Raw genomic sequence first — 24,135 nt, forward strand, 5'->3', positions numbered from 1 at the left:
GAAAAGGCCGTTTGTTGCCACTATTTGTTTAAAGCTAATTATTTACTATTTAAATCCATATCCATTAAATAAGCCAGATGTTCATGCATTTTTTCTACAAAATGAAGCTCAGCATTCAGGATCTTAGCCGTTGATTTTTCAAAATTGTATTTAGTTTTGATACTGAATTCAAACTGGTCAATAGAAAAATCTTTCTCCTTTTCATAAAGTTTTTTGATATGGCTTTTCATAAGTTCGTCCTGGTTGTTCAGTACGGAATGAAACTCTACAAAAAGGTTGTTGTTTTCTTCTTCTAGTTTTACCAGTTTCAACTGATAGTGATATTCTACCCCATCAATCAGCCTGGAATGAATATTTGACGGACTGAATAGAAAACTGTAATATTCATTAGGAGGAAATATAAGGTTATAAACTTCCGGCAGTAAAAGAATGTATTGCAGATTCTTCTTCAATTCAACATCAAAGTTTTTCAATCCCTTTTCATAATTTGTAATCAACTTATTTTGATCCTTTTCCTCCGGGAAAGCACTCGCCAGCTTATTCTCCTTCCATTCTTCCCAATTTTTCCAAAGATCAGGTTTATTCTCAATAGAAAGTATTTTGCCGCTAAGATTTCTTTTCAACTGAATATTGCGGGAAATATCTGCAAGGGTAAGACTTTGCAACAAAAAAGGCTTCATCAAAGTATTATCAGTATCACCCGTGATTTCCTGTAGCTTTATGGTGTTGTTGATATCATGATCTCTTTTTTCCTGTTCAATAATAATATCTGATGAGGTTTTTAATGAGATTGGTTTGTTCTCTTTACCCATCATAAAAGTATTCTCTACCTTCAGGGTGTATTCCTGTGAGAACTTTTCCAGTTGAAAAAGAGGAATATTTTCCCCGAATAAAAAATTTGAAATACTCATTTCATTACTATTGTATACTCTGAATGCCTTTATTGCTGAAAATGAATTTTATATATTTTGATTCTAACTCCAGTTTCTGATTGATAGTCAGATCATCATTTTAAGCTGGTATTGATGGAAGCTGATTAAAAAGATTCTGATAATCTAACAATGCTTCATAATCTAAATAATTTTTAGGAGTATCGAACCAATGTTTGGATAAGTCTGCAGTTCCAAATTGTTCGATGAGTACTGTTTTTTCATTTTCCTTTACAAATTCCTTCAAAAAAACATTGTCTTTCTTCTTATTTGAATAGAATAATAGTGTTTTTCCAAGATCACCATACCAAGAAATTTGTTTTAAAAAAATTTTATTGTTACTATATCCCTTAAAATCTCCTTTAGCGATGTCACCTTTGGAAAAGACTATCATTAAATTATGCTTAAGTATATTGTTATCGTAAAAATTTAATATTATACTCATAGAATCAATGGTAACCTGGCAATAAGGTTTTTCATCTTTATAAAAGTTAATACTATATTCGAGTTCATTTTCAAAAGCATATCTGGCCCATTCATCAGGGGTATATTTTAAAAACTTCTTTGGAACATTTTGGCTAAATTCCGTTGATAAATGAACTTCTAATGTAGTTTGTTCATCCATTATCTTTTCCATAAGTCCATTATACTTCGAAAACTCTGTTTTATACATTTTTATAATAAATTTTTAATTAAATTAATCCGGAAAGATTATCCACTATTTCTACTCCTTTTTTTCTTGCATGCTCAAGAACTTCTTTACTTAAGTTACCAACTTTTTCAACATGTAATATTACTTTATCTCCAGCTGAGTTTATTACTTGCCCTGTCTGTGTCATAGGTTTACCATTATATTTTGCTGCATCATCAATATAACTTTTGATTGTTTTATCTGAAATTTTACTTAGATCGCTGGCTTTACGTTCAATAATTTTAAAAGTCCCGTCAGCATTTTCTATTAATCCATCTATTTTTCCAACTTTCCCTTTCTTTAATAAGACTTCAACTTCATGAGAATATTTAAACCCTTTTTCTAATGCTTGCTTTCTTAATTCGCTATTCCATACTAAATTAAAAAAATATCCACGTCTAACTTTCTGAAACCATTTCTGAGATTCCAACATCATCTGAGACAAGCATCTACCAGAATTATGTACCAGTAAGGCTAAAAGGCCTACAAAATAGGTATGAAAATGAGCTACCGTAAAGTTATAAACTTTTTTAGGTTCATAGCTATATTCAGTTTTTTCAATGGTGACTTTAGTGTCATCTTTGGTCCAAATCTTTTCGCCAATTTCTAATTCTGAAGCATCTTTCCAACCTTCTTCAGTATAAAAAGGATGTATTGCCGTTGTTTCAATCACTTCAGCTTCAGTATAAATACTAATGGTATGGTCACTTTCATTGACGATAAGATCAATAACCGGCTGAAGGGCTACAGTATCTGTATCTTCATCATAAGCCCACACCTGGTCTCCGAGTTGGATATCTTCAATATTTTTAATTCCGTGTTCGGTATGCACGGGTGTTCCGGCTGGAAAACAGGCAAAAACACAGGTCTTAAGCAATTTCTTGGCTACATCATCCACACTTTTCTTTAAAGCTTCTTTGCTCAGCTTTTTTAGTGCAGCTTTCCCCATCTGTTGCAGCGCTTCTTTAGATATAGCTTTTGCTCCTGCTTTTATAGCACCTTTTATTCCTGCTTTTGCTCCCTGCATGGCTACGGTTCCGGTTCCGAAAGAAACCACACCTACAGCTATGGAAGCGACATCCCAGATTAAAAATCCGGCATTCATAAGGCCGCCGCCTACATCTCCGGTTTGTATATCATTGATAAGGTCACGACCGCTTCCCCAAACCGGGATCATACCTTCTACAAAACCTGCCTCTCCTACACTATCGCCATGTCCACTGTCGTCAAGCTCACGCTGTGCCTGATCCTGCATATCTTTTACCTCCTTGGCTGCATCATCCGGAAGTGGAACCTGTCCACTGGTCATAAATTCTATCTTCCCGCCTATAGGACATTGACAGGTACTTTTTCCTATCAAAGACCGGATCCCGTTAATTTTCACCTGCCAGGTATCCTGCCATGTCATAGGAACAGTAGTAGGTGTACAAGGTCCTCCGCTGATTTTACACACCTTAAAGGAAGGGATATTAATAAGAGGAGTAGCATCCTGATTGGTCGCCACAAGACAGCCATGGATTTTCACCTTCGTATTGAACGTAGGTTTGAAGAAATCCGGAGCTGCCCCCTGGTCACACATCATCAGAGCATTGAGGGTTATGTATTCTAATTCATCCATGATTTCGGTTTTAGAATTACATAATATTGGTATCTCCTGAAGACATCACAGCGCTTGGTCCGCCGGTAATGGTAAGTGGCGAATCTGTGCTGATATCCATAGGACCGCCTTTACTTGACAATCCCAGAGCTCCGGTAAGTGCAGTGATATCAATCATTCCTTTTCCTGCCGAAGCCATAATACCTGCTTCGGATATGGTGATAGAATTATCTCCTACCTGTAGGGTAATACTTGTTTTTCCGTCAAGGGTAATATTTCCGCCTGCATCCATTTTTAACAATGATTGTGGCGGAGCATCTTTTTTACCTCCCACATTGATAACATTGGAGCTTCCTGCATTCACCGTATGGTTACTATTTGCATTGGTAGTAGCATTTCCGGTTCCGTCAAAATTCATATTGGCACCACCCTGATCTTTAAGATTCATAGATCCGGCTCCATTGTCATATTTTAATTCGGCACCACTTCGCCCACTGAAACTCATAATATTATTTCCAGTGCCGCCACCTGCTCCAATTCCGCCATGATACATTCCCCCCATCACAAAAGGACGGTCGGGATGAAGATGTACAAAATTGATAATGACCTGATCTCCCACTTCAGGAATAGACATAAATCCTCTGTTTTTGCCTACCTTTTCACTGCTTCCGGCATCAGGAGACATTACACGGATAAATTCTGTGGTGTCCTGACCAGTTTGCCAGTCAAGCTGAACCTGCACACGACCCTGATTTTCAGGATCGGTATTGGAAACTACTTTTCCAAACTGGGGTTCCGCCACCGGAACAGTAAATTCGGGTCTTGGAATAAATCCGGTATCAGAAGCTATGGCCTGGAAAGATCCGTCATAGTAACCGCGGGCATCCACCCGATGGGTTACCTCTATAAGCATTAATTTAGTGAAATAAGAGGTCTCGTTAGTATCTGTTTTACGCATCTGGATATCCGCAGTACACCCTGGATAAAGAAAAGGAACGGTTGTATTACCGGAAGTTACAAAAACTTCTGAGGCTTTACTTCCTGCAGTTCCCTTTTGAGAAGCATCAATATCCATAAAAGATGATGCTTTGATAGGAGCCACTCTTAAAGATGGGGTTTGAAAAGTTTTTTCTGAAATTTCATAAGCCCTCTTCGCAATATCTGAGGTATGCGTTATTTTTGAGCTTCCGCCTTTAAATTTTTCGTTTTTACTACTGTTATATCCATAAAATGTAGGATTCACATGTTGAGCTTTCATTTTAATTTTAACATCCGTCAGATTACTGCCATAGGTTAGCAACACAGGCTTTTCCTGCGGAGGCAATTGTCCGAAATGTAAAACTTCTCCATCATAGAAAAATTGTTCTCCATAAGCTTCAGCAATTCTGGCCAGATAGTTATAATGGGTTTCTCCGTATTGAGAACTGTAAGATACATTACCATGGCGGGCATCTATTCTGAAGTCAAATTTCCCCTGCCCTAATCCTTCTTTAATCACTTCATTGGCGATGCTGTTCAGACTAATGGGTTGGGCTCCGCCGAAACTTTGAATATGAGGGGCAGCATCTAACAAAATTGTTGGGCTGAAACCTGACAGCACAAGATTACCCAGGCTTCCTTTTTCCTGGCTGAATCCAACTTCTGTGATCACTCCTACAAAATTTCGCTCAGCTCCGCCTTCCACATCTTTATATTTGAAAACCACAGTAATCCTTTTTCCCAGGAAATTCTGTATTTCTTCAAGATTATGATTTTCTGCACTTCCTAACGTATCATGAGCAAGAATGAGCTCAAATTCGTGATGTTTGGTAGCACTTTGAGTAAGGCTAAAATGTTTGAAATATTTTATAGGTTTACCTTCCACATGGATATCAAGCTTCACTACCCGGTTGATTCCTACGATGGCACTCTCCGGAATACTGTCAGCATTGAATATTTTAGAAGTAGGCTGTTTAACCCAGAGCTTATCCTTAATTATGGAGGGTTCATTGGGCAGTAAAGGCTGGTTTAGGAATTGTTTTCCTGTATTCACCATATTGACTGCGTTATTCACTTTTGAAGCAGCTTTCTTTACTTCTTTAACTTTTTTATTGTCTTTGATTTTGCTTACAAAATCAGTCTTGTCTGAATCTATTTCCGGCTTGGGAAGATTATTCTGTTCCTTAAACATGACATCTTTTTTTTAGTGTATGGCTTAATTGAATAAGGTGAGACCCTTCGGTTCAAGGAATCAATCTACAAGCATGTAACGGTCTCTTGAACAAGCTCTTCAATGATTGACCTGAGATGGGTGCAGTGGGAATTTTCAGAAAAATAATTCCGCTTTAGATACTTGGTAACACTTTAAAAAGTGGTTGATTTCGGTATTTTTTCATAAGTTTTTTTAGTGATTTTGGTATTGCAATATATAACCTTAAATATTCACTCCAAAATGAATTACCGATTATTTGGAAAATTGTCGTAGTTCTACGACAATGAGTTTTCAATAAAGCTTTTTCACATTATTGAACAAAAAGGCCTATTATCATTAGATGACCAGTAAGAAGGAATTAATTTTTTTATTTTTTATACATTACTATTTACTAAAGTAAGTAGAGGAAATGCTCCGATATTTACTTGGAATTTTTACGTTGCAGCGCCCTCTGATAAAAAGACTGGCTGGCAATTTTCTCTTCTGCTTCATCAATCGCAGTCAGCAGATTGTTTTTATTATCTGCAATATCTCCTAAAATCTGAGACATCAGTTCCCAAACAGGCTTCATTTTTTCAATAAGTTCTTGCCCTTTGGAAGTCAGCATAAACAGCCTTTTTCTTTCATCCTGTTTATCTTTCTGCCATTGGATCAGTTCCTGTTTTTCGAGTTCTTTGAGTAAGGTTATGGTAGATGGATGAGTATACCCTATTTCATTGGCTATTTCTACCACACTCGCTATTTCTTTTTTATAAATCGTAAAAATAACCGGAAACCATTTCAGTTCAAAATCAATTCCGAATGCTTTATAGATAAGCGCTCCATCTTTCCTCAATTGTTCACTGAGGCGGTGAAGTCTGGTTGATATGGCAAGAATGCCTGCTTCGTTGATCACATTCATATTCAGTCAATATTTAAATGGTAAAAAATATCGTCAGCGCTCATTAAAGGGAATTTCACTGGAAGATCACTTTTTCCAGTCTTCACAAATTCATTCCTCTCATAGAAACGCTGTGCTGCTTTCAGTACCGTTATGGTTCCCAAATATAGATCGTTAATTCCGTTTTTGCGACAGAAAGAAATTAAAACATCCAACAATTCCTGTGCAATGTTCAGTTCTTTGCCTCTGAACTCTTTTTTAACAAACATTTTTCTGATTGCTCCTGCCTTTTCATCAAACTTCACCAGTGCAATGGAACCTACCAGTTCGCCATTCACAAAAGCACCCCAAAAATTTCCTCCGGCTTCCTTATAAAAACTTTCAATCTGCAATAAATCAGGTTGATCCTCTATCGTAATCGGAATATTGAATTCTTTCTGCTGAATTGTCAAAATCAAGTCAATGACCTGTTCTGAATAAGAATTTCCTATGGATTGTATTTCTAATTTCATAGAGTGTGTATTTTAAAGTACAAAACTACGTAGTTAAATACATATATACAAATTGATTTTTATTTTTAAAGAAATTTTACACGGGTTATCCGAGACCGTAAGTTCTACATGTAATGATATGTATCCTTTTTTTTACATAAACATTGATATCTACTCACAAAAATAGAAAGCCTGAAGCGACAACACTATGAGACAACAATCACAGTAAAGCTATTACAACAAGCGGGAATTGAACTTTCCGAACCTATACTTCCATCTCTTTGAATAGAAAAACAATGAACTTTCCATTCATTGAAAACCAGGTAAAAACTCTCCTGTAACGGATCACGGGATCCTCTTTTATAATTTTACATTAAAATGCATGAAATAATGAATAATATCAACAATGACAAACAAAACTAATAAATAAAACAAATAAACACATAAAAAAAGTTAAAATATTGACTAATTTTTAAAATATATTTTAAAAATTTAAAAATAATATATACTTTCGCATGATAAATTTTAAATAATACATTTATGAAAAATCTAAAATTATTAGCTATCGTATTGGGAATGCTATCTCTGTCTTCATGTAACAGAAATGAAGAAGAGCAAAATACTCAGCAACCTAATAAAGAAAATCAAGCAATGCGTTCATTAGGCGCTGTATTAGTAGATGAGAAAACCTACGATTCATTTGCTAAAGCTGATATAGAAGCATTAACAATGAAATTTAAAGGCAAATCTGCAATTGCAGCAGCAGCTACGATTCCATCAAGTTACAGCATACCGAACACCCCTCCAATACTAAATCAGGGACAGGAAGGCTCATGCGTTGCTTTTGCTACAGCGTATGCTGCCGCAAGTACTCTGGAACATAATTTTAAGGGGATAACTAATCCAAGAAGTCCAGAATACGTATATAATCAAATAAAATTAAGCGACTGCCCTAATGGAACTTATATATCCCGTGGATTAAATTTAATAAAAGATCAAGGAGTCTGCAGCTGGAACGAAATGCCCTACACAGATGTTGAGTGCTCTACACAGCCTAATACTACTCAAAAAAGTGCAGCGAGTACGCATAAATTTACAACATGGGCTACTGTAGATAATACAAATATCGATAATGTAAAGACCCTTCTAAGTATGAATTTACCAATTATCATTGCCGTTACGGTAGATGGAAGCTTTGATAATTTAAGTTCAGCAAACAATTGGATATGGAAAAGCCATTCTGGTGCTGTAAGAGGTAAGCATGCCGTTTGCATAGTGGGTTATGACGATGCTAAACAAGCCTTTAAAGTACAAAATTCCTGGGGTACAACATGGGGAGACCATGGATTTTTCTGGATAAATTATGCATTCTTTGCTAAGACTACCGAGGGAGCTATTAATGAATCTTATGTAGCATATGTACAATAGAAAAAGAGTATAAAATTAATCGTGGCCGGGGATTTTATTCCGGCCATTTTTTATGGTCTTTTACACCTGAAAATTTAATTTTATAAGTAAATTCTGATCCACTCTAACTTTTGGATGTTTGTAAATAAAAAAACGTATGCCATTACTGACATACGTTTTTATGCTATTATATTACAAAACACGGTTACTTCCAGCCTCCGCCTAAAGCCTGATAAAGCTCTACGGCAGCTTTCATTTTACTGTATCTTGCATTGGAAATGTTCAATTCTGCATTCAATGAATTTACACTGGCGTTCAACACTTCAAGATAGTTGGCCATACCATAGTTTACCAATTCCTGAGAATAGTCAACCGATTTTTTGTAGGCATCCAACTCATGCTGTTTTAATTCAATAAATGAATCCTGTACAGAGAAAACTCTGATAGCATCTGAAACTTCTTTTCCGGCAGTAAGCACTGTTTTTCTGAAGTTCAGATAAGCCGTTTCCTGATTGGCAAGACTTACGTCATAGTTGGTCTGGATCTGTCTCTTGTTCAGAATTGGCTGGGCAAGTCCTGCTACTACATTGGCAAACAATGAATTTACACTGAATAAGTGGTCAATATCTACAGACTGAAGCCCTCCACTCCCTGTTAATTTTAAAGTAGGATAAAACTGTGCTTTGGCTGCATTCGTCATTTGGAAAGCATTCATTAAGTTAAATTCTGCTCTCATTACATCGGGACGATTAGCCAGAAGCTGGGTCGGATATCCCAGTTTTAAATCAATCGGAAGTTTTTGTCCTTCCAGGGTAGATCTTTCAATAGAATGAGAAGGCTCACCCATTAAAAGGCTCATCGTATTTTCAAGCAGCTGGATCTGTGTATCAATATCAATCAATAATGATTTGGCATTGAAAACAAGCGCCTCGCTTTGTTGTACGGCTACTTCTGTTACTGTTCCGGAAATCTTCAGCGCTTTTGTAGTTTCTAAGTTTTTCTCACGTACAGCGATGGTTTCCGTGATAATTTTCTTCTGGGCATCAAAAGTAAGCAACTGATAATAGGCAGAAGCAATGGATGAAACAAGGCTGCTTTTTACTGCTTTATGGGCAGCAACAGTACCTAAATAAGTCGCTAACTGCGCTTTCTCCTGCGCTTTTAATTTCCCCCAGATATCAGCTTCCCATCCGATACTGGCTGTAATGTCAAACTGGTTCACATAACGTCTTGATCCGATAATCTGTCCAAACTGCGTATTGATAGACTGGGTCTGAAACGTATAGTTGGGTCCTACAGAAAGTGTGGGCTGATATGCCGCTTTGCTTTGCTTCAGATAAGCTTCTGCAGAATTAATACTTTCCAGGGCAATTCTGATATCAAGATTGTTTTCCAGCGCCTTAGAAATATGCCCCTGCAATATCGGATCAGTAAATATTTCTTTCCATGAAATATCTGCGATACTGGCACTGTCTGAAGGAAGCATATCTGTACGGAACAGCTTTTCGTCTACAACGTTCTTCGGTCTTTCATATTCTTTTCTTGCCATACAAGATGAGATGGCTCCGAGTATGAACACTGAAAAAGTGATTCCTTTTATGATGTTTAATAAACTCTTCATTATTTTTAATTAGAAGTTAGAGTTTAGAAGTTAGAAGTTAGTTTTTAGACTCATCTCTAATGTCTAACTTCTAATTTCTTAAATCTTAATTTTATTCTGCTAAATTGATATCTTCTTTTTTGATAGGCTTAATTTTTTCCTGTAATGTTTCAAAGATGACATACAATACCGGAATAACAAATAATCCTAAAACCGTTCCTATCAATAGTCCAATTGCTGCACCTGTTGCAATAGATCTGTTACCTACTGCACCAATTCCACTGGCCAATACTAACGGTAATAAACCGAAGATAAAGGCAAACGATGTCATTAGAATTGGTCTCACTCTGGCTTTCGCTGCATTGATAGCTGACATGACAATCGTTTCGCCATGATGCCTTCTCTGAACAGCGAATTCAACAATAAGGATTGCATTTTTCGCCAGTAGCCCAACGAGCATGATCAGGGCAATCTGGAAATAAATATTATTTTCCAAGCCCATTATCTTCTGCCCGAAATAAGCTCCCATTACCCCAAGAGGAAGGGAAATTACAACAATCAGCGGAAGAATATAACTTTCATACTGTGCAGAAAGAATAAAGTAAACAAAGACCAAACTCAACCCGAAGATCAGAAGAGTCTGAGATCCTGAATTTAATTCTTCCCTGGTCAACCCGGTAAATTCTACCGCATAGTTTTGATTCAGCGTTTCTTCAGCAACCTGCTGTACAGCGGCAATAGCATCACCGGAACTGTATCCGTCAGAGTTGGCTCCTGTCACTTTCACTGAAGTAAACAGGTTATAACGGCTTACAGATTGTGGTCCGTAGGCTTTTTTCAATGTTACAAACTGTGAAATCGGAGACATGATCCCTGAACCTGTTCTTATATAAAGTTCGTTCAGATTTTCAATATTCTTTCTGTTTTCAGGAAGAGCCTGTACCATTACTCTGAACTGTTTCCCATACTTGGTAAAGTCAGCGGTATAAACACCTCCGATATACCCTTGCATGGTTGCCAGAATATCATTTACAGAAACTCCAAGCTGCTTGCTCAGAGGAACATTAATTTCCATCTGATACTGAGGATATTTTGTATTGAAAGAGGTCTGTGCAAACTGAATTTCCGGTCTCTGCATCAGCTTACTGATGAATTCATTGGTTTTATTATCCAGATCAGCATATTCTCCACCTGATTTATCCAGCAATACCATTTCAAAACCGGCACTGTTACCAAATCCTGGTACACTTGGAGGTTGGAAGAATACCACTTTTGCATCAGGTACAGATCCTACAATTCCAAATAATTTTTTGGTAATATCTTCAGAAGTCTGACCATCTTTTTTTCTTTCTTCGAATGGTTTTAGCTTTACAAAGGCAAGACCGTTGTTACTTCCGTTTCCGGACAAGAATCCTCTCCCTGTAGAAATCGTTACATTCTGAACTCCCGGAACTTTCAATGCTTTAGCCTGAAGCGTTTTCAATGCATTATAAGTTCTTTCCATAGAGGCTCCCGGAGGAAGCTGAACATCGGTAAAGATAATTCCTCTGTCTTCCGTAGGTACAAACCCTTTCTTCATACTGCTGCTTGCCCAGAATAAAATACCTCCGGTAATAGCGAAAATAATAAGGGTTACCCATTTATGTCTTAACAGAAATACAAACCCTCTTCCGTAACGCTCAGTTGTAGTTTTAAAAGCTATATTGAACTTATAGAAAAATTTCTGTAGAATGTTTAAGTTCTTGTACTCTGCATGATGCGCTTCGTGAGGTTTCAGGAATAATGAACATAAAACCGGGCTCAACGTTAATGCATTAATTGCTGAGATAATGATTGCAATGATCAGCGTAATACCAAACTGTTGGTAGAATACCCCAGTAGGACCCGTAATAAACGTCACAGGGATAAATACCGCTGCCATTACCAGGGTAATAGAGATAATAGCCCCAGTAATCTCATCCATCGCTTCCACCGTAGCTTTTTTCGCATCGGAAATACCGTGCTCCATCTTCGCATGGACGGCCTCGACGACCACAATGGCGTCATCCACCACAATACCAATGGCAAGTACCAATGCAAAAAGGGTCAATAGGTTTAATGAGTATCCGAAAAGATTCAGGAAGAAGAACGCCCCTACAATAGATACCGGAACTGCAATAGCCGGGATCAGGGTAGATCTGAAGTCCTGAAGGAAAATATATACAACAATAAATACTAAGATGAATGCTTCGATCAGGGTATGAACTACCTTTTCAATAGAAGCTTCCAGGAATTCATTGGTATCAAAGTTAAAGGTATATTTAATTCCTTTCGGGAAAGTACCTTCTGCCGATTTCAGATAAGTTTTGATATTTTTAATAATCTCCTGTGCATTGGATCCCGGAGTCTGGAAAATCCCCATACTGATGGAAGGATTGTTTCCGTTTTCCCCGATTCCCGTGTAAGACTGACCTGCGAGTTCTACCTTAGCAACGTCTTTCAGCATCAGGTTTTGTCCGTTTGCAAGAGATTTAATGATGATATTATCATACTGTTCTTTATCGTTGAATTTACCTACATATTTGATGATATATTCAAAAGAACTTCCACTGTTCTGGCCGATTGAACCTGCAGCCGCTTCTCTACTCTGCTCGTTGATAGCATTGGTAACATCCGTAGGAGTCACACTGTAGGCTGCCATTTTTGCCGGGTCCAGCCAGATTCTCATCGAGTAGTTTTTACCTCCGAAAACGTTGGCATCCCCTACACCATTTACCCTTTTCAGGTTTGGAATAATATTAATATTCAAAAAGTTCTGAAGATATACGTCATCCAGATCTTTATTTTCAGAATAGAAAGACATATACATCAGGGCACTTGTCTGCTGCTTCTGGGTAACAACTCCCGATCTCGTTACTTCGGATGGAAGAAGTGGTGTTGCTCTTGCGACACGGTTCTGTACGTTTACCGCTGCAATATCCGGATCAATTCCTTGTTTAAAGAAAACCTGGATTTGGGCAGAACCGTCATTTCCGGCACTGGAAGTAATATAATCCATTCCTTCCACCCCGTTGATCTGCTCTTCCAAAGGCACCACTACACTTTTCATCACCGTCTCAGCGTTGGCTCCCGTATAGTTTGCGGAAACACTCACCGTAGGAGGTGCAATGTCCGGATACTGTGTAACCGGTAACGAGATCAGTCCTAGCACACCGAGAATCACAATCAAAATTGAGATTACGGTAGATAAAACCGGCCTGTTAATAAAGTTTTTTATCATTAGAATTTCGGTTTTATTGATTGAACAAGACTATCCATTTTGATGGGCTTCGGCTTCACTGCTGTTCCCGGTTTCAGACCTCCGATACCAGCTGCAACGACGGTTTCGCCTTTATTAACTCCTGATTTGATCAGAGCCATATTGTCGATTCTGTCAATAACGTTGATTACAACGTTTCTTGCAATATCTCCTTTTTCTACTTTGTATACATAAACAATACCTTGTTGTTCGTAAGTAGCACTTTCAGGAACTACCAAAACATTGTCATAACGTTGAGGGAATCTGATGGTTCCGCTGTTACCGTTGCTCAATAATTTCTGAGCATTGGAGAACGCAACTCTGAACTGAATGGTTCCTGTAGTAGGATCAATCTGACCGGTAATGGCTTCAATTTTTCCTTTTTCAGGATATAGGCTTCCGTTTGCTAACTGCAGTTCAACCATTGGTAAGTTTTTGATTTTCTCAGACATAGAAGCCCCAGGAGCTTTTTCAAGGAAATCAAAATAAGCCTTTTCATTCATTGCGAAATAAGCAAAAATCTCAGAAGTATCAGAAATCGTTGTCAGAGGAGTCTGATCAGATGGTCCTACCAAACTTCCGACTTTTAAAGGAAGTCTTCCGATCACCCCTGAAATAGGTGCACGAATGATGGAATATTCGATATTGGCTTCTACTCCTTTATAATTGGCTTCAGCCTGTCTTTTGGCAGCATTGGCCTGCTGTAACTGAGCCTGAGCCTGAGCCAACTGAGCCTGAGCAGTCTGTAATTGTACGTTACTGATGATATTTTTCTGAACCAGAGGTTTTAGTTTGTTTACTTCAACCTGCGCAGCATTTACAGAAGCCTGAGCAGCAGCAACACTGGATGCAGCAGCACCGATTCCGGCTTTGGAAGCTGCGGCGTTTTCATTCAGAATATTGGTTTCCAGACGGAACAAAGGCTGCCCTTTGGTAACATATTGTCCTTCATCTACCAATACCTGGGTAATATACCCCTGTATTTTTGCACGTACATCATTGTTTACCCTACCCTGAATGGTAGCCGGAAACGTCTGATAACCCACTATATTTTTCGACTCCACGGAAACAACCGGATAGGGCTTGGCACCATCCTGCTTCGGAGCTTCTTTTTTGCAGGCAGTTAGTGAAAACGCTGCAAGGGAAAGTATAACTAGCTTATTATTCATTTTATAGTTTATTAAGAGATTCCTGTATATTTTCTATGTTTTTATTTAAGAGTGCTTTGTAAACTTCTATTCTTTCATTGTATCCATCGTCTTTACTTTTTTTAAAATTGTTTAAATCATCTAATAGTTTTAGTTCGTCCTGCATTTTTTGGACAATTTTCTCGAATCGTATTTTTTTGTATTCATCATTGATGAAAAAATATCGTTTGCGCTCATCCATCTTATTATGATCAACAATAAGCTGGGCGTTCAACAGCAAAGAAATACTGGTGGAAACAGAGCTTTTGCTGGCGGATAATACTTCAACAAACTCGTCAAAAGTAATTCCTACTTTCTCATAGTCAAAAAGAAGGTAGGAATAAATTTTCGATGCTAAAGGGGGTAAGCTGAACACGGTGCCATAGAATTTTACGGCATCCTGAAAAATTTTCTCATCAATTTCTATACTTTGGTGCATAATATAAAAATTTTGAACAAAAGTAGAAATTAGTTCAGAACCAAACGAACAAACCTGATAGAGTTTATAAATACAGGGCGTTTTAAAAATTCAATGAAATAGGATTTAACTTTTGGCTTAAAATATAATCTTCTCAAAAGCTTTTCTCATTCCGTCTCTTAAAAGAACTTCTCCACAATAAGAATAACCTCTGCCTTCAAGGATTTTCAACATAGCAATATTGTCATGGTTCGTATCTACTTTAATACTCTGAATTCCATGGGATTTTGTAAATTCTTCGATATGGTCAAAAAACTTTTTCACCATACCCTGTCCTGCAAATTTTTCATCTACAGCAACTCTGTGAACCACTACAAATTCACCATCGCTCAGCCATGCGCCTTCAATAGTACTGTAAGCAGGTTCATCATTTAAAATCAAAGCTGCATACACAGCAATCTCTCCATCTACCGTCAGAACATGTCCGAATCCTTTGGCAATATCACTTTCTACGGTTCCAAGATTAGGGTATCCGTTCTGCCATTGGGTGCTTCCATCCTGTCTTCTTCTTTCGATAGATTGCTGGATGATTTCCCAAATAATGTTTCTTTCTTCAATTTCCGCTTTTCTTAGCTTAATCTCTGGATTCATGTGGTAAAATTTGATTTAAAAATTAAAAAATTAGAATAACTAATAATTGCAAGAATAATTTTTTTTAATCGTTTGTAATTAATTAAAAAACCGAAAACTAATAAGATTAATTTTCGGTTTGAAGTAGTAAAATTTAAAATTATGAAATTGTTTATTGATTTTCACTTTGTTGAAGGTAAGCATCAATAATTTCAAATGCTTTTTTTTCATCTTCCAAATCTACCATTACCTTCAGCGAAGTAGCTGTTGGGGTTGTAGTAAATGTAAGATAGTTATTTTCAACGGTATTTGTAATTTGAGCGTCATCCAATTTAGACTTAACCAACTGAATTTCTGAAGGATTATCACTTACATAAACTGATACTCTCGTACTTCTTTCCATATTCTAACTGTTTAAGTATCTAAATATACGATATATTTTTTAAAATTACAAATACCGGGTTTTAAATTTTATTAATCTTGTTTTCAATTTTATCTAAAGCAAGTTGGATTTCTTCTTTAGTAACATTCAGATGAGGTCTGAAACGAAGAGACTGATCTCCACAAGGAAGAATAATCAATCCATCGTTAAAAAGCTCATTCATCAGGTGATTTCTCTGCTCTGCAGTTGGAAGATCAATAGCACACATTAAACCTCTTCCTCTTGCATTTGAAATTTTTTCAGGATACTTTTCAGCCATGGCTTTTAAGCTTTCTAATAAGAAATCTCCAACTACTCTTGCATTCTCCACAAGGTTTTCTTTTTCGATAACTTCCATTACCAGTTGGAAACGAAGCATATCAATAAAGTTTCCTCCAAATGTAGAATTGATTCTTGAACTTTCTCTGAAAACATTGTTTGGAACTTCATCAAACTTCTCTTTGTTGGCCAAAACACCACAAACCTGAGCTTTTTTCCCGAAAGAAATGATATCCGGTTTTGCTGTAAAATGCTGGAAAGCCCACATTTTCCCTGTAATGGCAATACCTGTCTGAACTTCATCAAAAATAAGTAAGATTTCGTTGTCATCACAGATTCTTCTTAATCCTAATAAGAATTCATCTCTGAAATGATTGTCACCTCCTTCAGCCTGAATAGGTTCAATGATGATACAAGCCACTTTATCAGGGTTCATCAGAATAGCCTCTTCAATCTGAAGCAGCGCAAGGTTTTCATTTTTGATGGTTTCTTCAAGGTTCTCTTCTGTAATCGGGAATTTTAATTTTGGATTTAAAATTCTCGGCCAGTTGAACATTGGGAAATATTGGTATTTTCTTGGGTCAGAAGTATTGGTTAAGCTTAAAGTATAACCGCTTCTTCCATGGAAAGCCTGTTTGAAATGGATACAAATTCCTGCTTCCGTTTCCAGTCCTTTTGCAAAGTTTTTGCGGGTTTTCCAGTCGAAGCAAGCCTTCATAGCATTTTCAACGCCCATAGTTCCTCCTTCGATAAAGAACGCATATTGTAATTCTTCCGGGATAACCACTCTTTCGAATACTTCAAGGAAATGAGCGTATTCTTCTGAGTAAACGTCAGCCAAAGTAGGTTTGTTTACAGCCATTCTTCCTAACCACTCTGATCTTTCTACAAGATAAGGGTGATTGTATCCGATGGATGCTGATGCAAACATAGAGAACATATCCAGGTATTCTCTGTCTGTCAATTTATCATAAAGCCATGATCCGTGTGATTTTTCAATGTCCATCACAAAATCGAAACCGTCTGCAAGAACATGTCTTCCTACTGTTTCTTTTACTTTATTTGCTTTTATATCTAATGTGTGTTCCATAATAAATTTGTAGTGTGATTTAATAAGTGAATGTTCAAATGGCTCAAAGAATGAAACATGTAACCATTCAGGTTATTAATTTTTTTTGTTTTTTAAGTGCTTTAAGTAAAGCTTTTATAAATCGAATTTAATACCTTGTGCTAAAGGAAGTTGCGCGGTATAATTTATAGTATTGGTTTGTCTTCTCATATAATACTTCCAGGCATCAGATCCTGATTCTCTTCCTCCTCCGGTTTCTTTTTCACCCCCGAAAGCTCCACCAATTTCAGCACCGGAAGTTCCGATATTTACGTTGGCAATACCACAGTCTGAACCAGCATGGGAAAGGAATAACTCTGCTTCTCTCAGGTTCTGAGTCATGATAGCAGAAGATAATCCCTGAGGAACATCATTCTGAATAGCGATAGCTTCTTCTAATGTTTTGTATTTGATAAGATATAAGATAGGTGCGAAAGTTTCGTGCTGAACAATCTCATAAGAGTTTTTCACTTCTGCTACACAAGGCTTTACATAGCATCCGGATTCGTAATCTTTTCCTGTTAAAACGCCACCTTCAACAACGAATTTCCCGCCTTCTTTTTTACATTTTTTGATCGCTTCTTCGTACTGGTTTACAGCATCCGTATCAATAAGTGGTCCTACATGGTTGTTTTCATCCAATGGATTTCCGATTTTCAGCTGCCCGTAAGCTTTTGTTAATCTTGTTTTCACTTCATTGTAAACACTTTCGTGGATGATCAGTCTTCTTGTTGAAGTACATCTCTGTCCTGCAGTTCCTACCGCTCCGAAAACAGCTCCGATGATTGACATGTCGATATCAGCTTCTTTAGTAATGATAATCGCATTGTTTCCTCCTAATTCAAGAATAGACTTCCCGAATCTTTCTGCTACTTTCGAAGAAACCATTCTTCCTACTCTTGTAGATCCTGTGAAAGATACCAGCGCTACTCTTTTATCATCTACTAATTTCTGTCCGATTTCGTGGTCTGATACCAATACACTTGAAATACCTTCAGGAAGGTTATTTTCCTTCAGAACTTCCATCATGATATTCTGGCATGCAATAGCACAAAGTGGTGTTTTTTCAGACGGCTTCCAGATGGTAACATTACCACAGATCCATGCTAAAGCTGTATTCCAAGACCATACAGCCACCGGAAAATTGAATGCAGTAATGATTCCTACTACTCCAAGCGGGTGGTATTGCTCATACATTCTGTGTCCTGGTCTTTCAGAGTGCATGGTGTACCCCTGAAGCTGTCTTGAAAGTCCTACCGCAAAGTCACAGATGTCAATCATCTCCTGAACTTCACCAAGTCCTTCCTGCAATGATTTACCCATTTCATAAGAAACAAGTTTACCAAGGTCATCTTTATATTCTCTTAATTTTAAGCCCAGCTGTCTTACGATCTCTCCTCTTTTGGGAGCCGGGATCAGCCTGAATTCCTGAAATGCCTTTTGAGCAGTTTCAATTACTTTGTCATAATCACTTTCTCCGGAAGTTTTTACTTTAGCGATCAACTTTCCGTCCACAGGAGAAATGCTTTCTATCACCTTTCCTGAAGCGAAATATTTCCCGCCTGTTGAGGTACCTTTGTTCTCTTCTTTAATACCTAAATTTTTCAGCGTTTTTTCGATTCCGAAATCCTTTACTTTTTTTGACATAAAATCTTACTTTTCGTTCTCTCTAAAGATAAAAATATTATGTGAACCTCAAAACTTTAATTTTTAATACGCTTTTTATTTGGACTAATTATAAACATGCTTATCTTTGTAGAGTAATCTTTTTGATAATCACCAATGGAAAATTCACAAGAAAACAACTCAAAGCTTAAAAAGTGGTTCAAGCGTGTGGGATGGGCAGGATTAGCTTTCTTTACCATTAAAGGCTTGATTTGGCTCGTTATATTCTACGTTGGAGCAGATAGTCTCCAGAGTTGTATACAATAAAAAAGCAGAGAAAATTTCTCTGCTTTCTTTTTTAGGCGAAGGTTAACTGAATTGTTATTTCTTTATTGAAAAGCTAAAAAAGGAGGTCTTTTTTATACTTTCTGTAATTTTAAAAAGGGGAAAAATATTCGATTTCTGTGCGAGTATTTCCCAAAAAGGTTATTTTCCCTGTTTGATCCACCCTTTTAAACTACTCTTTCTTCTTCCTCCCTGCGTTGACAAGGCTCTGATGCAACAGGAATTCTATCTGTCCGTTCACACTTCTGAATTCATCATTGGCCCACTTTTCAAGAAGTTTATAAGTAGACTCATCTATCCTTATCACAAAGGATTTTTTACCTTTGCTTTCCGAAGAGTTCTGAGCTTTTTCTGATTTCATTTTCTAAATTCTCTAACATTATTTCTAACTATTTTAGCGCAGAAATATCTTCACTAAAATCTAACTGTTAATTTTTCACTTTTAATTGTAAAGTGTTCCTGCATTTAATATTGGAGTTGCCGCTTTTTCACCGCAAAGAACTACCATTAAATTGCTTACCATTGCAGCTTTTCTTTCATCATCCAATTCAACGATATTATCTTCTGAAAGTTTTTTCAATGCAAGGTCTACCATTCCCACAGCTCCTTCTACAATTTTGGTTCTTGCAGCAACGATTGCTGTAGCCTGTTGTCTCTGAAGCATTGCTCCCGCAATTTCCGAAGCATAAGCCAGGTGCGAAATTCTTGCTTCCTGAATTACAATTCCTGCTTTGGAAAGACGATCTGTAAGCTCCTGTTCCAAAATAGAATTGATTTTATCACCTCCCTCTCTCAATGTAATCGGAGCATGATCATCTTCTAAATTATCATAAGGAAAGCTCATCGCTAAATGTCTCACAGCTGCTTCACTCTGCATTTTTACAAAGTCTGAATAACGCTCTACATCAAAAGCAGCTTTGTAAGTATCTCCCACTTTCCATACGATTACAACGGCAATTTCAATAGGGTTACCCATTTTATCATTGACTTTCAAAGTCTGACCTTGTAAATTTTCAGAACGTAAAGATATTTTCTGTGATGAATACAAAGGATTGATAAAGAATAACCCATTCTCTTTTACACTCCCTACATACTTTCCAAAAAAGTTTAACACTCTTGAATGGTTAGGCTGAATAATCATTAACCCTTTTAAGAAAAAGCACGAAAGAAGAAAACAAAGCATAGCGATAGCCACATAGACGATACTTTGATCTACTCCACTAACAAAGAAGTAAACTGCTGCAACAAACAGAGCAAGGCAGATGACCAGTGTAAGATAACCCGACATGGGTTTTAATGTTTTTTCCATGATTGAATTTTTAATTTGATATTATTTTGATATCATAAAGATACTAATGAATTTTGAATTATGAATGATAAATTTTGAGTTTTTTGAATGAGCTGCAGATTTCGGGATTCGGGTATTTTTAACTGACGCAAAGTTCACGAGGTTAATTTATTAGGATGCATTATATTTTTGTTCGCAAAGCCACTTCGTTTAGCTGCGACCAGTAGTTTCTTTGCTTAGTGAAACGCCTTTGCGAACGACAACTCATCAACAAAATCATTGCGAACCATAGCGTTTATAAGAACACAAGTTCTTTACATTTTACAACACTTTCAGCTTAAATAAACACTTCTTCTCTTGCTGAGTGAAACGCCTTTGCGAACGTTCTTTCATCATAATATACATCATTGCGAACATAGCGTTAAAACAACTCATCCCAAAGTCAGAAACAACAGAAATAAAAAAATCCCGGAAAGTAAATTCCGGGATTTTAATTGATATGTTCAATCTTTTATTTCTTCGTTAAAGCTTTAAACTTGATATAAGAAACCGCTGATAAAAGGATCATTGTACCTACTCCAATGTATACCCATGCCGGTACTGGTACCGGATCTCCTGCTGCATACGAGTGAAGTCCGCTTAGGTAATAGTTTACCCCAAAGTAAGTCATTACCATTGAGCAGAACGCAAACATCGTTGCTACGTGGAATGCCCATCTGCTTCTCAATCCAGGTACTAATCTCATGTGCAATACAAACGCGTACACCATGATAGAGATGAAAGCCCATGTTTCTTTCGGGTCCCAGCTCCAGTATCTTCCCCATGATTCGTTTGCCCAGATTCCTCCTAAGAAGTTTCCTACAGTTAAAGCAAACAATCCTATGGTTAATGACATTTCAGAAACGATTACCAATTCCTTCAATGTAGTATCATGGTGAATTTTATAAGTTTCTTTATTGGATATAATATAGAATACCAATGAGATCACTGCAATGATCATCGACAGTGCGAAGAATCCATAACTGGAGGTAATAATTGCTACGTGAACAATTAACCAATATGATTTCAATACCGGAACAAGCGGTGTAATCTGCGGATCAAGAGCTGAACCTCCGTGAGCAAATCCCATCATAATCACTGCTACCATAAATCCGGCTGCAGGAATTAATGCGTTTGAGTTTCTATATAGTAATAAACCAGCAGTAATACCTACCCATGAGATAAAGATAATCGCTTCGTATCCGTTACTCCACGGTGCGTGTCCTGAGATATACCATCTTGCGACAAGTCCTAAGAAATGACACAGATATCCTACTAAACCAACCGCGATGATTACTTTAATTACTTTATTTAATACTTTATTAGATTTAAACAGCTCAACAAATCCTAAGATTAAAAGAAGTCCTCCAATAATAGTATAGAAAATCAACAGTTTAAAGTTAATATCTGCTTTATTCATGAAAACCTCAAGATCAACTTTAGATTTAGCAGGAACAACAGCTTTACCCCATTTCTGCTGGTATTCTGAAAGCTTCGCCAATTCTGTATCTGCTTTGCTCCAGTCCCCTGTTTTCTGTGCTGTAAGAGCTTCTGCAAAATAAGGACCCATTACCTGCTGAGATTCCATATCCGGTTCGAATTTCTGGTCTAACCATGAATGCCACGTGTGATTAGCATCATTCTTCACAGGAACAATTCTCATAAACTGACCGCTGAAGAATTCGTTGAAGATCTGCACTCTTTCGTTTACAGCAATTACTTCTTTATCATAATTCGTTTGTTCAGCTGGTTTTTTACGGAATGCAGTATTGTAATCGTGCTCCAGAATATAGGTAAGATTACCGTTTGCATCTGCCGGGAAAAGGTTCATTAATGAAGTATACCCGTCTTCGTTTGCTTTGGTTTTATTTTTCAGTTCATCACCACCTTTAGGTCCCACTTTGATCATAGGAACCATCGTCCAGCTTGGTGTGTCTGTATTGATAGAAAGGAACCACTGGTTAGCTGTAAGAGACTTTCCGTCTGTTCCTTTGAATTCGTCTTTTTTGTATAATTTTCTTAAAACATCTAATGCTTCTGTGTTGATAGGAACAATTCTTCCTTCAAAACTTTGTACCAGAAGGTATCCGAATTTATCCGCATGCTCTTTGCTGATTTTGTTTCTTGCAATGATCTCATCCGGAGAAATAGATCTCATTTTACCCATTGGCGTTGCCAAAGAGTTCTGCTTTGGAGCAGCACCGTCAAGCGGCTGGGCAGACGGAGCTGGAGCATGAGAATGGTTGTCTCCTTCTACATGAATGTGTTCTCTGCTTCCATCAGTTGTTCCATGAGTTTCAATTTTTTGAGCATTTAACCCTAAACTTAAGAATAGTAAAAGTACTGCTGCTGCTTTCTTTTTGTTAACATCAGTCAGCATTTTATTCAGTTTCCAGAAGTGAGTTCCTTTCCAGAAGAAAATCACAAACATTCCTAAGAATAAAAGTCCGTATCCGATATAGGAAATCAGAGTTCCCCAGTAATCGTGGTTTACAGAAAGAACAGTTCCCATTCTGTCCGGATCAAAACTAGACTGGAAGAAACGATATCCTTTATGGTTAAGAACGTGGTTCATATAAATTTTATAAGGAGTTTCTTTACCTTCATCAATGATTTTCACATGGCTTTCGTAAGCACTTGGAGATGAACTTCCAGGATAAGTTTCCATTACGAAATCATCTAATTTCAGAGCGAAAGGTGTGTTGTATACTTTTGGTCCGAAACCTACCATAATGTTTAATCCATCCATAGTCACCTGCTTGTAAGCATTTGGGTTTCCTTTTTCAACAGAAAGGTCTACAATTTGTTTTGTTTTTGGTCCCTGAAGCTCAATCTGAAGCATATCCGGAACATTAGCATCTTTCTTTCTGTCTCCTTCAATAGCCATCAGTCTTCCTTTTTTAAGACCTTCAGGAACTACCAGTTTCAGTTCGTTGATCGTATATAAACTTCTTAATGCCAAAGGCTGGAATTGATCTTTCGCTGTACTTCCTGTAGCCTGAGTCGCCATGGTCATATAGCTTGCATCAACAGGAGTTTTAATGAATAATTTTCCTCCTTCGTTTTTGAATTCCACTGCGCCTTCAATCGCTCTGTTGAATGTCACCAAAGTTCCGTTGATGGATTTTGTTTCCCCCGGTTTGATGTAAATATTTTGTCTTCCTGTATTTCCGGTAGAAACCAAATGAAGATACTCAGCACCGTTTGGCTCAGCGACAAGGCTGTCTTTTTTTCTTTGAATGTATTCCTTTGCAGACACTTTCACTTCTTTTCCGTGGAAGTCATAGGTTGCATTGAAATCTTTGTGTAACGGAGACATCAGATAAGGAACATCCTGATAGTTCAGCACATCACCTTTTTCTTCGATCTGAATTTTAAAGAAATTTTTATCGGTTACGATTTCGTTGGATGTTTCACCTTCTCTGATGTGCATTTGTCCTTCAAAACTGATATATCTGGTGATGGCACCACCGATAAAAATAAAAATAAAGGCAAGGTGGAAAACAAGAACCGGCCACTTATCTTTCTTCCACAACCTGTATCTTCCAATATTTCCTATGAAATTGAGAATCAGTAAGACCATGATCAGTTCGAACCATTTAGCCTCATAAATTAATGCTTTTGCTGTAGGAGTTCCGTAGTCGTTTTCTAAGAACGTTGCATAAGCCATCGCGAATGCGTACACCAGCAACAATACAGCCATTGTCCTGGTTGAGATAAGAATATCTTGGAGCTTCTTCATGATTTATTGT

The 24,135-nt window shown here is 37.3% G+C and carries 18 protein-coding genes; 1 reads left to right on the forward strand and 17 read right to left on the reverse strand.

The annotated features are described in order from the left end of the window. Positions 1 to 38 precede the first annotated feature (38 nt). From ODR02_RS08570 to ODR02_RS08595, 6 genes are all read right to left on the reverse strand, one after another. Entirely contained in the window at positions 39 to 911 is an 873-nt protein-coding gene (locus ODR02_RS08570; protein ID WP_309512138.1) for a hypothetical protein, read from the reverse strand. 100 nt (positions 912 to 1,011) lie between these two features. Beyond that, positions 1,012 to 1,602: a hypothetical protein gene (locus ODR02_RS08575; RefSeq protein ID WP_309512139.1), complete on the reverse strand. Its 591-nt coding sequence runs from the start codon at positions 1,600 to 1,602 to the stop codon at positions 1,012 to 1,014. A gap of 19 nt (positions 1,603 to 1,621) precedes the next feature. After that, positions 1,622 to 3,238, reverse strand: a complete 1,617-nt coding sequence (locus ODR02_RS08580; protein WP_309512140.1) for a polymorphic toxin-type HINT domain-containing protein — start codon at positions 3,236 to 3,238, stop codon at positions 1,622 to 1,624. Positions 3,239 to 3,254: 16 nt separating this feature from the next. Further along, positions 3,255 to 5,387, reverse strand: coding sequence for a type VI secretion system Vgr family protein (locus tag ODR02_RS08585; RefSeq protein ID WP_408915266.1), 2,133 nt, complete (start codon positions 5,385 to 5,387; stop codon positions 3,255 to 3,257). Positions 5,388 to 5,829: 442 nt separating this feature from the next. Beyond that, positions 5,830 to 6,309, reverse strand: coding sequence for a MarR family winged helix-turn-helix transcriptional regulator (locus ODR02_RS08590; RefSeq protein ID WP_209784621.1), 480 nt, complete (start codon positions 6,307 to 6,309; stop codon positions 5,830 to 5,832). 2 nt (positions 6,310 to 6,311) lie between these two features. Beyond that, positions 6,312 to 6,800, reverse strand: coding sequence for a GNAT family N-acetyltransferase (locus ODR02_RS08595; protein ID WP_309512141.1), 489 nt, complete (start codon positions 6,798 to 6,800; stop codon positions 6,312 to 6,314). Positions 6,801 to 7,319: 519 nt separating this feature from the next. Here ODR02_RS08595 and ODR02_RS08600 point away from each other — a divergent pair. Further along, positions 7,320 to 8,207, forward strand: a complete 888-nt coding sequence (locus ODR02_RS08600) for a C1 family peptidase (protein WP_309512142.1) — start codon at positions 7,320 to 7,322, stop codon at positions 8,205 to 8,207. A gap of 184 nt (positions 8,208 to 8,391) precedes the next feature. Here the strand turns inward: ODR02_RS08600 and ODR02_RS08605 are convergent, their stop codons facing one another. The 11 genes from ODR02_RS08605 to ccsA form a co-directional block, all read right to left on the reverse strand. Then, the gene (locus tag ODR02_RS08605) at positions 8,392 to 9,807 is read right to left on the reverse strand and encodes an efflux transporter outer membrane subunit (protein WP_209784624.1); all 1,416 of its coding nucleotides are present in this window, start codon (positions 9,805 to 9,807) and stop codon (positions 8,392 to 8,394) included. Between the two features lie 91 nt (positions 9,808 to 9,898). Beyond that, entirely contained in the window at positions 9,899 to 13,045 is a 3,147-nt protein-coding gene (locus ODR02_RS08610) for an efflux RND transporter permease subunit (RefSeq protein WP_309512143.1), read from the reverse strand. After that, entirely contained in the window at positions 13,045 to 14,232 is a 1,188-nt protein-coding gene (locus tag ODR02_RS08615) for an efflux RND transporter periplasmic adaptor subunit (protein WP_309512144.1), read from the reverse strand. The genes ODR02_RS08610 and ODR02_RS08615 overlap by 1 nt, the downstream gene beginning before the upstream one ends. Before the next feature lies 1 nt (position 14,233). Next, positions 14,234 to 14,689, reverse strand: coding sequence for a transcriptional regulator (locus ODR02_RS08620; protein WP_065394571.1), 456 nt, complete (start codon positions 14,687 to 14,689; stop codon positions 14,234 to 14,236). A gap of 117 nt (positions 14,690 to 14,806) precedes the next feature. After that, a complete protein-coding gene (locus ODR02_RS08625; protein WP_105682505.1) occupies positions 14,807 to 15,319 on the reverse strand; it encodes a GNAT family N-acetyltransferase in 513 nt (170 codons plus the stop codon). Positions 15,320 to 15,470: 151 nt separating this feature from the next. Next, the gene (locus tag ODR02_RS08630) at positions 15,471 to 15,701 is read right to left on the reverse strand and encodes a DUF2007 domain-containing protein (RefSeq protein ID WP_209784627.1); all 231 of its coding nucleotides are present in this window, start codon (positions 15,699 to 15,701) and stop codon (positions 15,471 to 15,473) included. Between the two features lie 61 nt (positions 15,702 to 15,762). Then, complete coding sequence (gene lat, locus ODR02_RS08635; RefSeq protein WP_209784628.1) at positions 15,763 to 17,088, reverse strand: L-lysine 6-transaminase; 1,326 nt, start codon at positions 17,086 to 17,088, stop codon at positions 15,763 to 15,765. A gap of 114 nt (positions 17,089 to 17,202) precedes the next feature. Further along, positions 17,203 to 18,753, reverse strand: a complete 1,551-nt coding sequence (gene amaB / locus ODR02_RS08640) for an L-piperidine-6-carboxylate dehydrogenase (protein WP_209784629.1) — start codon at positions 18,751 to 18,753, stop codon at positions 17,203 to 17,205. A 475-nt stretch (positions 18,754 to 19,228) separates the two neighbouring features. Beyond that, positions 19,229 to 19,417, reverse strand: coding sequence for an Arc family DNA binding domain-containing protein (locus ODR02_RS08645; RefSeq protein WP_209784630.1), 189 nt, complete (start codon positions 19,415 to 19,417; stop codon positions 19,229 to 19,231). Positions 19,418 to 19,498: 81 nt separating this feature from the next. Beyond that, positions 19,499 to 20,365 (reverse strand): SPFH domain-containing protein, encoded by an 867-nt coding sequence (locus ODR02_RS08650; protein WP_105682509.1) that lies wholly within the window; start codon positions 20,363 to 20,365, stop codon positions 19,499 to 19,501. 490 nt (positions 20,366 to 20,855) lie between these two features. Then, on the reverse strand, positions 20,856 to 24,125 hold the full coding sequence (gene ccsA / locus ODR02_RS08655) for a cytochrome c biogenesis protein CcsA (protein ID WP_209784631.1): 3,270 nt from the start codon (positions 24,123 to 24,125) through the stop codon (positions 20,856 to 20,858). Positions 24,126 to 24,135 lie beyond the last annotated feature (10 nt).

Origin of the sequence: Chryseobacterium sp. CFS2, from assembly GCF_036543225.1 — a bacterium.
Taxonomy (GTDB): Bacteria; Bacteroidota; Bacteroidia; order Flavobacteriales; family Weeksellaceae; genus Chryseobacterium; species Chryseobacterium culicis_A.